Consider the following 11,950-nt stretch of genomic DNA (forward strand, 5'->3'; position numbering starts at 1 on the left):
GCCCCGAAAGCCCCCCCGACGGTCTTCTGGGCAAAGCCGGAATCAGCCCAGCAGCAACGCGTCGTCCGACAGCTTTTCGCCGCGCACGCGTTCGAACATGGCCAGCAGGTCCGGCACGTCCATGCCGCGGCGTTCGTCGCCGGACACGTCCAGCACCACCTGGCCTTGATGCAGCATCACCGTGCGGTCGCCCACATCCAGCGCCTGGCGCATGCTGTGGGTGACCATCATGGTGGTCAGCTGATTCTCGGCGACGATGCGGGCCGTCAACTGCAGCACGAAGTCAGCCGTGCGCGGGTCTAGCGCCGCGGTGTGCTCGTCCAGCAGCAAGATGCGCGACGGCTGCAAGGCTGCCATCAGCAGGCTGACCGCCTGACGCTGACCGCCAGACAACAAGCCGATGCGGTCCGTCAGCCGATTTTCCAGCCCCAGGCCCAAGGTGGACAGGCGTTCGCGGAAACCGTCCTTCATCGATGCCTTGACCGCCCGGCTGTAGCCACGGCGCGCGCCGCGCATTTGCGCCAGCGCCATGTTCTCTTCGATGGTCAGGTCTTCGCAGGTGCCGGCCATCGGGTCCTGGAACACGCGGGCCACGCGGCCGGCGCGCGCCCAGACGGGCTGCCGCGTGACGTCCACGCCATTGATGTCGATCCGGCCCGAATCCACGGGCAAGTCGCCCGACACGGCGTTCAGGAACGTGGACTTGCCGGCGCCGTTGGAGCCGATGACAGTCACGAACTGGCCCGACGGAATATCCAGCGACATGCCGCGCAGTGCGCGGGTTTCGATGGGCGTGCCGGCGTTGAAAGTAATTTTGAGATCTTTAGCGGACAACATTTCAGTACTCCATTGTGCAGTCGCAGCACCCGCGCCGCATGAAGCCGGCGCAGCCAGACCGGGGCCGCCGCGGAGCCGGCTTTGCCGGTCCGCCAGCGGCGCCCCCTTGAGGGGAAAGCGCCACAGGCGCTTCGGGGGTGGGCATCATCCTTTCTTGCCGAGCAGGCGGCGCTTGAGCATCGGGATGACCAGGGCGACCGTGACCAGTACCGCGGTGACGAGGTTCAAGTCCTGGGCCTTCAAGCCGATGAAATCGCTGTTCAGCGCCAGGGCGATGAAGAAGCGGTAGACGATGGCGCCGATGATGACGGCAAGGGTCGCCAGCATCAGTTTGCGCGACGGCAGAATGCTCTCGCCAACGATCACCGCGGCCAGGCCGATCACGATGGTGCCGATGCCCATCGAGATGTCCGAGCCGCCTTGCGTCTGCGCGAACAGCGCGCCGGCCAAGGCGACCAGCGCGTTCGACAGCGCCATGCCGCCCAGGATCATGCGGCCGGTGTTGACGCCTTGCGCGCGGGCCATGCGGCCGTTGGAGCCGGTGGCGCGCACGGCCAGGCCGGTCTGCGTGGCGAAGAACCAGTCCAGCGCCAGCTTGGCCAGAATCACGATCACGATCAGGATCAGCGGGCGGGCGACGTAGTCGGAAATCCAGCCCGGCTGCAAGATCGTGAAGACAGTGGGTTCGGTGATTAGCGGCACGTTGGGCTTGCCCATGATGCGCAGGTTCACCGAATACAGCGCGATCATCATCAGGATGCTGGCCAGCAGATCCATGATCTTGAGCTTCACGTTCAGCCAACCCGTGACCAGGCCCGCGGCCGCGCCGGCGAACGTGGCGATGATGGTGGCGGAAAACGGATCGGTGCCCGAGGCGATCAGCGTGGCACAGACCGCGCCGCCCAGCGGGAAGCTGCCGTCAACGGTCAGGTCGGGGAAGCGCAGCAGGCGAAAGGAGATAAACACGCCCAAGGCCACCAGGCTGAAGACCAGCCCGATCTCCAACGCGCCTAACAACGAGAACAATGACATGAGTCAAATCCAATCAGGGTAAGGAAGGTGCATATTAAAGACTTGAAACGTCGGATTTCTTGCGTTTGGGGGTCAGTTTTACCCCAGCTTTCGCAATAAACGTTTCCCGGTCCGCCATTTTCGCTTGTTTCCTGCCAAAGCGTCTCCACGCGTGTCGGCAATGCCGCAAGCGGAGTCGTACAAGACCGTTCAGGGAGCAAAAACGCCCGGTGCGGCGCGCGCCAACATGGCGGGGCACCCGGCAATTCAAGACCAGCAAACTGCGCCGGGCCGCGAGCATCTTGTGAACGCTGCCGCCCTGAAGACCATGGGGTAAGGCAAGACACACCAAAAAAACTTAACAAAAACCCCGCGCACGCCGGGTAGGCGTGGCGGGGTGCCTGCGGAACCGCTTTACTTCACGACCACCGCGGCCGATTTGATGATGGCATCCGACAAGGTCACGCCTTGCTTGGTAGCCGCGCCCGGATTCACGTACAGCTCAAGCTTCGAGATGGTTTCCGACGGGATCGCGCCGGGCTTTTCGCCCTTCAGGATGCGCACGACCACCTTGCCCGTCTGCACGCCCAGATCGCGGTAGTTGATACCCAGGGCGGCGATGCCGCCGCGCTTGACGCTGTCGGTGTCGGACGCGATCAGCGGGATCTTGGCGTCGTTGCCGACCTTCACCAGCGATTCATAGGCCGACACGACGTTGTTGTCGGTGTTGGTGTAGATGACGTCGACCTTGCCGATCAGGCTGCGCGCGGCCGAGGCCACGTCGACCGAACGCGGGGCGGCGGCTTCCACCAGGCTCATGCCGTACTTGGGCAGGATTTCCTGGAGCTTCTTCACGACCACGACCGAATTGGCTTCGCCCGGGTTGTAGACCATGCCCACGCGCTTGGCGTTCGGAACGATCTTCTTGATCAGGTCGACTTGCTTGTCCAGCGCCAACAGATCCGACACGCCAGTCACGTTGGTGCCCGAGGCGTCCATGCTGGCGACCAGCTGCGCGGCGACGGGGTCGGTCACGGCCGAATACACCACGGGCACGTCCTTGGTGGCGGCCACGACGGCTTGGGCGGACGGCGTGGCGATGGCCACGATGGCGTCGGGCCTGTCGCCCACGAACTTGCGGGCGATTTGCGCGGCGGTGCCGTTATTGCCCTGCGCACTTTGGTATTGCCACTTCAGGTTCTTGCCCGCTTCATAGCCGGCTTGCTTGAGCGCGTCTTGCACGCCGTCACGGACGGCGTCCAGCGCCGGGTGCTCGACGATGGCGGTGATCGCCACCGACTTCTGCTGCGCAGCCACAGGCGCGGCGATAGCCATCGCCAGCGCCATGGCGCCAACCGTCAGAAAATGTTTTTTTCCGATCAGCATACTAAGCTCCTTGAACCCTTGGTAGTTGTTCGTTGGGGGTTTTCGTGGGGGTTTCGTCGTTATGGCCCCGTCGGCGGCTTCCCGCCTGTCTGGCTGACCATAAAGCCGTATAGTCTAACTTGCCGCCACGCAAAATAACTTGGGGGGAATCCCTGAAATGGTGCATGCCGAAAACGTCATGCCCCATGCCGGGGCACGCGGCGCCAATATACTAAACCGGCGCGGCCGCCCTTTCCGGCAGCCCGTCGACGCATCCAAAGGCCACGCCATGATCAAACGCGCTTTGGGCCGTTCCGGCCTGCAAATTCCCCCGCTTACTTTCGGCGGCAACGTCTTCGGCTGGACCGTCGACGAGGCCGGCACGTACTCGCTGCTGGACGCCCTGGTCGACGCGGGCCTGAACTTCATCGACACGGCCGACGTCTATTCGCGCTGGGCCCCCGGCAACCAGGGCGGCGAATCCGAAACGCTGATCGGCAAATGGCTCAAGCGTTCCGGCAAACGCGATCGCGTGCTGATCGCGACCAAAGTCGGCATGGAGATGGGGCCCGACGCGCAGGGCCTGGCGCCCGCGTATATCCGCCGCGCGCTGGAAGCTTCGTTGGCCCGCCTGCAAACGGATCACATCGACCTGTATCAGTCCCACAAGGATGATCCCAACACGCCGCTGACCGACACGCTGGCTGAATACGCCAAGCATATCGAAGCGGGCAAGGTGCGCGCGATCGGCGCGTCGAACTACACGGCCGTGCGCTTGTCCGAAGCGCTGATCACGGCGGAACGCCACGACCTGCCTCGCTACGAGAGCATCCAGCCCGAATACAACCTGTATAGCCGCGAGCCTTTCGAATCCGGCTTGCAGAGCCTGGTGAAGACGCAGCAGATGGGCACGATCAACTACTACGCGCTGGCCAGCGGATTTCTCAGCGGCAAGTACCGCAGCGCGGCCGATGCCGGCAAAAGCACGCGCGGACAGAAGATTGTCGACAATTACTTGAACGAGCGCGGCTTGCGCATCCTGAAAGCGCTGGACGAGGTTGCCGAAGACGCCGGCTGCACGCCTGCCCAGGCCGCGTTGGCCTGGCAGATCGCGCAGCCTGGCATCACCTCGCCCATCGTCAGCGCCACGTCGGTCGCCCAATTGGACGAACTGGTCAAGGCCGCCAGCCTGACGCTGACGCATGACCAGCTGACCCGGCTCAGCCAGGCCAGCGAGTGGCGTTAGGCGCGGGCTGCATCAATCCAGCTTGACGCCGGAATCCTTCACGACTTTGGCCCAACGATCCACCTCGCTGTCGACGAACTTGCCAAAATCGGCGCCCGTCAGCGTGGGGATCGACGATCCATTGCCCGCCCAGGTTTCCTTGAGCTTCGGCGTGTTCAAGGCCTTGGTGATTTCAACGGCCATCCTGTCGACCGCCTCTTTCGGCGTGCCGGCAGGCGCCCAGATGGCGTACCACGTCGACACGACGTAGTTGGGCACGCCTGCCTGGGCGGCGGTCGGTACGTCGGGCAACGAGGCCGACCGCTCGGTGGCAGCCACCGCCAGCGGTTTGATGGCGCCGGCGCGGATGTGGCCCGACGATGATCCCAGGCCATCGAACGCCAGATCGACCTGACCGCCGATCAGTGCCGACAGCATCGGGCCCGCGCCCTGGTACGGCACGTCCACCAGCTTGATGCCGGTCTGCATGGCGAAAAGCTCGCCGGCCAGGTGGTGCGTGCTGCCCTTTCCTGCCGTGCCGTAGTTGATTTCGCCCGGGTGCTTCTTGGCGTAATCGATGAATTCCTGCAAGGTCTTCACCGGCAGCTTGGTGGCATTGATGACGACCACCTGCGGCGGCTGCGCCACCAGCGCGACGGGCACGAAGTCCTTTTGAATGTTGTAGTTCAGGCTTTTATAAAGAGATGGGGCCAACGCGTGGTGCGCGCCGCCCATGAAGAAGGTGTAGCCGTCCGGCCGGGCCTTGGCGGCCACGCCCGCGCCCACCGTGCCGCCCGCGCCGCCTTTGTTGTCGATGACCACGGCCTGACCCAGTTGCGTGGTCAGTTGCTGGGCCAACGGACGGGCGAACGTATCCGTGCCGCCGCCAGCGGGGAACGGGACGATCAGCGTGATGGGGCGCTCGGGCCATTGCGCGGCGGCCACACCGCCGAAACTCAGGGCTGCCACGGCGAATACGGCCGCGGCGGTCGTGCGAACTTTCATGTTGTCTCCTCTTGCTGCATCATGGGGACGGCGCGATTTTGTGCGTCTCGTCTCTTGAATTTCTTATGGAATGAAGCTGCCAGGACGGCGTTGCGTTATGTGGGATGGGCCTCCTTGAAAAAAAAATGCCGGCCCCTGGAGGCCGGCATCCCGGTCGGCGTCAAAGCGCCTTGTAGGTTTCGCGCAGCACGTTCTTCTGCACCTTGCCCATCGTGTTGCGCGGCAGCTGGTCGATGATATGCACGCGCTTGGGCACTTTGAAGTTCGCGATGCGCGACTTCAACTCCAGTTGCATGGCGGCTCCGTCCAGCGACACGCCGTCCTTGGGCACGACGACGGCCACCACGGCCTCGCCGAAATCCGCGTGCGGCACGCCGATGACCGCCGATTCCGCCACGCCGGGCATGTCGTCGATCAAGGTCTCGATCTCTTTCGGGTAGACGTTGAAACCGCCGGAAATGATCAGGTCCTTGCTGCGGCCCACGATGGAAAGGTAGTCCGCCGGCACGTCGCGTCCGGCGGATTCCCCGCCCCAACGACCCACGTCACCCGTCTTGAACCAACCGTCTTCGGTAAATTCCTCGCGGGTCTTTTCCGGCATGCGCCAGTAGCCCGAGAACACGTTGGGTCCGCGCACCTGCACATTGCCGATTTCGCCCGGCGCCAGCGCGATGCCGGCATCGTCCACCACGCGCACCTGCACGCCCGGCAGCGCGCGGCCGACCGTGCCGGCCAGGCGCTCGCCCAGCTTGGCATCGTAGGGGTTGGACGTCAGCATGACGGTCTCGCTCATGCCATAACGTTCCAGGATGGCGTGGCCGCTGCGCGTCTGGAAATCGGAAAACGTTTCGGCCAGCAACGGCGCGGAACCCGAAATGAACAGGCGCATGTTGGCGCACACCGCGCGGTCGAAACGCGGGTCCGCCAACAGACGGACGTAGTACGTCGGCACGCCCATCATCACCGTGCTTCGCGGCAGGTAATGCAGCACCTGGTCGGCGTCCAGCTTCGGCAACCAGATCATCTTGGCGCCGGCCAGGAGCGCGCCGTGCGACGCCACGAACAGGCCGTGCACGTGGAAAATGGGCAGCATGTGAAGCAGCACGTCGTCTTCGCGCCACCCCCAGTATTCGTGCAGCACCCGAGCGTTGGCAGCCAGGTTACCGTGCGACAGCATCGCCCCCTTGCTGCGGCCGGTCGTGCCGGACGTGTACAGGATGGCGGCCAGGTCATCGGGCTGGCGGACGACGGTCTTGAAGGTTTGCGGCAAGCCGCCCGCGGCGTCCAACAGCGTGCCGGTGCGGTCTTCGTCCAGGGTGTAGACATGCGCGCAACCCGCCTTGCCGGCGGCGCGCTGCACCCAGTCATGGTTCTTGCTGGCGCAGACCACCACAGCCGGCTCGGCGTTGCCCAGGAAGTACTCGATCTCGGCTTCGCGATACGCCGTGTTCAACGGCAGATACACCAGCCCCGCACGCAGCGTGGCCAGGTACAACAGCAGCGCTTCCGGCGATTTTTCGACTTGCACCGCCACGCGCGACCCGTCGGGCAGGTCAAGCGACGTCAGCAGGTTGGCCAGGCACGCCGTGGCGCGGTCGATGTCGTCCCAGGTGTATTCAAGGTCGGGCGTTTCCAGCGCGACTTTGCTGCGGTCTTTGGGAAAGCCGCCTTGCAGGACAGCATAGAGGTTGGCGTTGCTCACCTTGGTCAGTCTCCGGAAAAGGAAGGGTCTACGCCGGCCAGGAAGGCGCGCACGCCCTCCTTGTGGTCCCGGCTTTCGGCATAGGAGAAATAATCGCGATACTCGTCCTCGGTCAAGGCGCCGCCTTGGGCCAACCTTGCGGACAAGCGTTTATTGATGCGGGCCGCCAACGGCGCGCCCTGGGCAATGCGGCCGGCGCTGCGGCGCGCGGCCTCGTCCACCTGGTCATCGGGGACGATGCGGGTCAACAGGCCCAGGCCCAGCGCTTCTTCGGCGCCGAACACGCGGCCTTCGAGCAGGATGGCCAACGTGGCCGCGCGCCCGGCCAACGCCAACAGCCCGCGCATTTCATCCGGCGCCATGGGAAACCCCAGGCGGTTGATGGGCACGCCGAAACGCGCCGACGCGCCCGCGATGCGCAGGTCGCATTGGCTGGCGATTTCCAACCCGCCCCCCACGCACACGCCTTCGATCTGCGCGATGACGGGATGCGGGCATTGCGCCACGGCCTGCAGCGCGGGCGCCAGGATTTCGCGGTGATAGCGCTGCACGCCGGCCATGTCGGCCCGCTGAACGGGAAACTCGCGGATGTCCGCGCCCGCCGCGAAGTTGCCGCCCTCGCCGCGCACGATCACGCAGCGCAGGGTGTCATCCGCGGCCAACTGCGTGAACACGTCCTGAAGTTCGCGCCACATGCCCACCGTTATCGCGTTCAGGCGGCCGGGATGCGACAGCGTCACCCAGGCCAGCGCCCCTTCGCGTTCCAGCCGCACGCGGCCAGTCACGTCTTGCGTCATGTCCCCTGCCCTTTCTTATTAATGGTTGGCGCCGTGTATCCGGCGATCAGGCTACGCGGCCCACGCTTCGGCTGACCTGCGGTTTGCCGTCGCCCAGCTTGGCCAGATTCGTGTCCAGTTCATCGAGGTCGTACAGATAGTTCACCATCAGCCCGCAAGACTGCTTCAGGCCTTTCTGCGACGTATCCGCCGCCCAGTTCAGGCGTTCGATGCGCGCGCCGTTACCCAGGTGGAAGCGGGCTACCGCATCCAGCGGCAAGTTGTTCTTCATGGACTGCAGATAGCAGGCGGCCAGGCGAAAACCCGCGCGCTTGACCACGTCGGGCGCGCGGCCCTGGGCGGCTTTGGCCAGGCGCGACACCCAGCGCTGTCCGTCCGGCACGCCCTCGCGCTTGCGCTCCTTGGCGCGCGCCTTGTCTTCGCGCACGATGCCTTCGACGGCTTCGGCGTCCAGCTTGCCCAGCCAATCCGAAAACCCGGGGATGGGCGACAGGGTGGCAAAGGACTTCAGCTTGGGCAGTTCGTCCAGCAATTGTTCGACCACGCGCTTAAGCAGGAAATTGCCGAAGCTGATGCCTTTCAGGCCGGGTTGCGTATTGGAAATGGAATAGAAGATCGCCCAACGGGCCTTGTCCAGGTCTTGGGGCGGCAGCGTGCTGTCCAGCAGCACCTGCACGTTGTCGGCCATCTGGCTGGCAAAGGCCACTTCCACGAAGATCAGCGGCACGCCCGGCATCTGCGGATGGAAGTAAGCGTAGCAGCGGCGGTCGGGGGATACACGGCGGCGCAGATCGTCCCAGGACGTGATTTCATGCACGGCTTCATACAGGATGAGCTTTTCCAGCAACGACGCCGGCGAATCCCAGGTCAGCGGGCGCAGTTCCAGCAACCCCACGTCGAACCAGGCCGACAGCAGGCCTTCCAGCTCTTTGTCCAGGCTTTGGATACCCGCGACCTGTTTGCGCCAGCGCAGCATATCGGCGCGCAATTCCACCAGAAAACGCAGGCCCTGCGCCTGGGCGTTGAAGCGCTTGAACAAGCGCGCGCCCTCGCCGCCGTCGCCCGCGTACGTGGCGCGGACTTGCGCCAACGCGGCCAGCATCAACCGGCGGTCCTTGCCGTCGGCGGCGCTGTATTGTTCGCACCAGCGGCGCGCCAGCTTGTTCGCGGCGACATCGGTCAACCGTGCTTCGAACAGGCGCCGCACTTCGGATTCGCTGGGCAGACGCCCGCGCTCCCACAAGCGGCCCAACCGCGTGATCAGGCTGGCTCCTTCGGCGGCCGACGCAGCGTCGATCGCTTCGGCCTCGGGCTCAGGCGTGCGTGCGCCCCGCGCGGGCGCGAGATTGGCGGGTACGGACATGGGCGGGCTCCTGGATGACGATGGGATCGGATAACGCCGGATCGGCGGCGTCTTCATGGGCTAATGCGCGCAGCGCTTCCAGCTGCCGCATCAAATGGGTGTGCGCTAGCGCCTGCGCGGCCTCGCTGTCATGCGCCTTGAGCGCGGCGAAGATGGCCAGGTGTTCGGCGCAGGATTGTTCAATACGCCCCGGCCGCGCCAGGCTGCGATGCCGCGACAGGCTCAGCACCTTGCGCAGGTTGCCCACCATGTCGTTCAGCCACTGATTGCCGGACAGGGCCTGCACGGCCTCGTGGATCAGGTAATTGGTTTGGTAGTAGGCGTCGATGCGGCGGGCTTTGGCATGGCCCGCCAGTTCGGCGTGCAGCGGCTCAAGCGCGGCCAGTTCGGCGTCAGTGGCCTTGCGCGCGGCCTCGAAGGCGCAGCGCCCTTCCAGCATGGCCATCAACGGGAAGATGTCTTCGAGGTCTTGCGTGGACAGTTCGTTGACGAAGCATCCGCGCCGCGGCTCCAGCCGCACCAGCCCTTCGGTGGCCAGCACCTTCAAGGCTTCGCGCAATGGCGTGCGGGAAATGCCCAGCTCGCCCGCCAGCCGCAGTTCGTCGATCCATTCGCCGTTAGTCAGCGCGCGCGCGTGGATCATGGCGCGCAGCCGATCCGCGACTTCCAGGTACAGGGCTTGACGGACGATGGGTTGGCTCATGGGGAGGCGGTTTGGACTACACCGTAATTCATAATTATGAAGAAGCCCATGATAGATCCCGGCCGGGGAAAAGGTAAACCCCCTTCCCGCCCCGTGACTACCCTAATAGGAAGGCGGGGTCCGGCCCCCGATGGACGCTCCCGATGGACACCCCGATAGACGCCCCCCGGGCGTCCCGGAGGGTCAGCACGGCCGACTGGCCGCCCTACGCTTTAAAAATGCAGCACGCCGTCGACGGCATGGCGGGTCAGCGCGCGGGCCCAGCGACGCGCCGGCAGTCCGTACCGGGATTCCACCACCTCGGCCCGCTCCAGCAGCTCGGCCGGCGTGATCGCCAGGCTCGGCCCTGAAAACGCCAGCACGATCTGGTTGCCGGCGTCGACTTCTGGCAGCAGCACCACGCGGTCGTCGAACGCTTTGGACAGGTTGTCGATGTTCTTGCCGAAACTGTCGTGGCGGCCGAACAGGTTCACCGCCAGCACGCCCACGTCGCCCAGCACCCGCCGGCAATCGCGGTAGAACTTCACGCTGTCGCGCACCGGCCCTTCGGCCGCGGCGTCGTACAGGTCCACCATCAGTACCGGGCAGCGCCCGGCATTCAACGGGTCAGCCACCCAGGCGCCCGCATCGGCGTGCTCGACCCGCAGCCGGTTTTCTCCCGGCAAGCGGAAGAACATATGGCAAGCCGCCGTCACCCGGGGGTTCCATTCCACCGCCAGCAAGGGGCTGCGCGTGTGCTTCACGCAAAACCGCACGAGCGATCCCGCGCCCAGGCCGAGCATGCCGATGGCCTCTTCCTTGGGCGGCTCCAGGAACAGCAGCCACGCCATCATCTGGCCGGTGTATTCCAGCACCAGTTCCGACGGGTTCTTGATGCGCATGGCGCCCTGGACCCATTCGGTGTTGAAGTGCAGATAGCGGACGCCATCCACTTCGGACAGCGTGGGTTGGTCCAGTTCAGAGGGAAAGTTCGATTTATTCATGGCGGCATTGTAGGGCGGACGACTCCGCCGCCGTCGCCGCCTTCCCAGATGCGCTCCAGCAATTCCGAGCAGGAGGCCTCCGCATGCAGGCTGGCCGACAGGCGCAGCACGCGTTTCAGGTACAGGTGGGCGTCGCACTCCCAGGTTACGCCCATCGCGCCGTGCACCTGGATGGCGTTCTGGGCGGCGCGGCGCCCGCCTTCCACCGCCAGCAAGGGCACGTAAAGACTGTCGCGGTCCGCCGAAGCAGCGCCGGCATCGAGCGCCGACGCCGCCGCCATGCCGGCAAGGCGCGCGTCGTCCAGCGCCATCCAGTCGTCGGCCAGACGATGCTTGATCGCCTGATTGGCGCCGATGGCACGGTCGAATTGGCGCCGTTCGCGCGCATAGGCGGCCGCCATGTCCAACGCTGCGGACGCGGCACCGAGCAGTTCGGCGGAACGCAGCAGGCACAGCCGGGTCCGCAGCCGACGCCACGTGCCAGCCTCGACGGGCAGATCGATACCGTCCAGCAATTCGGGCCGCGTCGCCTGCGCCACCGGCATCGTCGGGTCCAGGCCTGCCGCACCCGGTACCGGCGCATACCGTTCGAGCCGCAACGTCCTCGGGCCGAGATGGCGCAGGCCTAGCGCCGGCACGCCCTCGCCCGCACCTTCGAAAAAGGCCGAGCCGTCCGGGCGCACGGCGGCGTCGGCGAAATAGGCGCCGCCGTCCATCACGGTCCGCGCCCATTGCGCGGCCACCCCGTCGATGCCTGCTTCGCACAAGGTAGGCAGCACGACCATGTTGGCCGTCAGCGGCAGGCTCAACAGGTGCCGCCCCGCCGCTTCGGCCACGATCCAGGCCTCGCGCAGGCCCAACCCCAAGCCGCCGGCTGCGGCAGGTGCCAGCAGTGCCGGCCAGCCCTGCTCGGCGATCTCGCCCCACAGCGCCAGCCGGGCGCCGGGCGGCCGCAAGGC

11 protein-coding genes are annotated in these 11,950 nt (G+C 65.5%); 1 reads left to right on the forward strand and 10 read right to left on the reverse strand.

Annotated elements, in window-relative coordinates:
• Nucleotides 1-42: 42 nt before the first annotated feature.
• From ACE039_RS15840 to ACE039_RS15850, 3 genes are all read right to left on the reverse strand, one after another.
• Nucleotides 43-837 carry an ABC transporter ATP-binding protein gene (locus tag ACE039_RS15840; protein ID WP_105556538.1) on the reverse strand — a complete coding sequence of 265 codons (795 nt, stop codon included), beginning with the start codon at nt 835-837 and terminating at the stop codon, nt 43-45.
• 144 nt (nt 838-981) lie between these two features.
• Complete coding sequence (locus ACE039_RS15845; RefSeq protein ID WP_485822785.1) at nt 982-1,869, reverse strand: ABC transporter permease; 888 nt, start codon at nt 1,867-1,869, stop codon at nt 982-984.
• A 393-nt stretch (nt 1,870-2,262) separates the two neighbouring features.
• Nucleotides 2,263-3,234 carry an ABC transporter substrate-binding protein gene (locus tag ACE039_RS15850; RefSeq protein WP_105556540.1) on the reverse strand — a complete coding sequence of 324 codons (972 nt, stop codon included), beginning with the start codon at nt 3,232-3,234 and terminating at the stop codon, nt 2,263-2,265.
• 268 nt (nt 3,235-3,502) lie between these two features.
• Here ACE039_RS15850 and ACE039_RS15855 point away from each other — a divergent pair, with 268 nt between their 5' ends.
• Complete coding sequence (locus ACE039_RS15855; RefSeq protein WP_448710434.1) at nt 3,503-4,459, forward strand: aldo/keto reductase; 957 nt, start codon at nt 3,503-3,505, stop codon at nt 4,457-4,459.
• Nucleotides 4,460-4,471: 12 nt separating this feature from the next.
• On the opposite strand, the gene ACE039_RS15860 is transcribed toward ACE039_RS15855, so the two are convergent.
• From ACE039_RS15860 to ACE039_RS15890, 7 genes are all read right to left on the reverse strand, one after another.
• Nucleotides 4,472-5,443 carry a Bug family tripartite tricarboxylate transporter substrate binding protein gene (locus tag ACE039_RS15860; RefSeq protein ID WP_105556541.1) on the reverse strand — a complete coding sequence of 324 codons (972 nt, stop codon included), beginning with the start codon at nt 5,441-5,443 and terminating at the stop codon, nt 4,472-4,474.
• 160 nt (nt 5,444-5,603) lie between these two features.
• Entirely contained in the window at nt 5,604-7,145 is a 1,542-nt protein-coding gene (locus tag ACE039_RS15865; RefSeq protein WP_485822786.1) for a malonate--CoA ligase, read from the reverse strand.
• Between the two features lie 5 nt (nt 7,146-7,150).
• Complete coding sequence (locus tag ACE039_RS15870) at nt 7,151-7,942, reverse strand: enoyl-CoA hydratase/isomerase family protein (protein WP_105556543.1); 792 nt, start codon at nt 7,940-7,942, stop codon at nt 7,151-7,153.
• Between the two features lie 46 nt (nt 7,943-7,988).
• Entirely contained in the window at nt 7,989-9,305 is a 1,317-nt protein-coding gene (locus tag ACE039_RS15875) for a malonyl-CoA decarboxylase domain-containing protein (protein WP_485822787.1), read from the reverse strand.
• Complete coding sequence (locus ACE039_RS15880) at nt 9,256-10,008, reverse strand: GntR family transcriptional regulator (protein WP_332008394.1); 753 nt, start codon at nt 10,006-10,008, stop codon at nt 9,256-9,258. The genes ACE039_RS15875 and ACE039_RS15880 overlap by 50 nt, the downstream gene beginning before the upstream one ends.
• Before the next feature lie 212 nt (nt 10,009-10,220).
• Nucleotides 10,221-10,991, reverse strand: coding sequence for a class I SAM-dependent methyltransferase (locus tag ACE039_RS15885; protein WP_310029990.1), 771 nt, complete (start codon nt 10,989-10,991; stop codon nt 10,221-10,223).
• On the reverse strand, nt 10,988-11,950 hold a 963-nt coding region (locus ACE039_RS15890; protein WP_485822788.1), incomplete at its 5' end, for an acyl-CoA dehydrogenase family protein. The genes ACE039_RS15885 and ACE039_RS15890, both read right to left, overlap by 4 nt.

The sequence above is a fragment of the Achromobacter maghribensis genome (assembly GCF_057334215.1).

What these genes read in the sequence shown, in the direction of transcription:
- ACE039_RS15855 (WP_448710434.1), top strand. Translation starts at nt 3,503, where the DNA reads ATGATCAAACGCGCTTTGGGCCGTTCCGGCCTGCAAATTCCCCCGCTT.
- ACE039_RS15860 (WP_105556541.1), bottom strand. Translation starts at nt 5,443, where the DNA reads ATGAAAGTTCGCACGACCGCCGCGGCCGTATTCGCCGTGGCAGCCCTG.
- ACE039_RS15850 (WP_105556540.1), bottom strand. Translation starts at nt 3,234, where the DNA reads ATGCTGATCGGAAAAAAACATTTTCTGACGGTTGGCGCCATGGCGCTG.
- ACE039_RS15875 (WP_485822787.1), bottom strand. Translation starts at nt 9,305, where the DNA reads ATGTCCGTACCCGCCAATCTCGCGCCCGCGCGGGGCGCACGCACGCCT.
- ACE039_RS15840 (WP_105556538.1), bottom strand. Translation starts at nt 837, where the DNA reads ATGTTGTCCGCTAAAGATCTCAAAATTACTTTCAACGCCGGCACGCCC.
- ACE039_RS15845 (WP_485822785.1), bottom strand. Translation starts at nt 1,869, where the DNA reads ATGTCATTGTTCTCGTTGTTAGGCGCGTTGGAGATCGGGCTGGTCTTC.
- ACE039_RS15880 (WP_332008394.1), bottom strand. Translation starts at nt 10,008, where the DNA reads ATGAGCCAACCCATCGTCCGTCAAGCCCTGTACCTGGAAGTCGCGGAT.
- ACE039_RS15870 (WP_105556543.1), bottom strand. Translation starts at nt 7,942, where the DNA reads ATGACGCAAGACGTGACTGGCCGCGTGCGGCTGGAACGCGAAGGGGCG.
- ACE039_RS15885 (WP_310029990.1), bottom strand. Translation starts at nt 10,991, where the DNA reads ATGAATAAATCGAACTTTCCCTCTGAACTGGACCAACCCACGCTGTCC.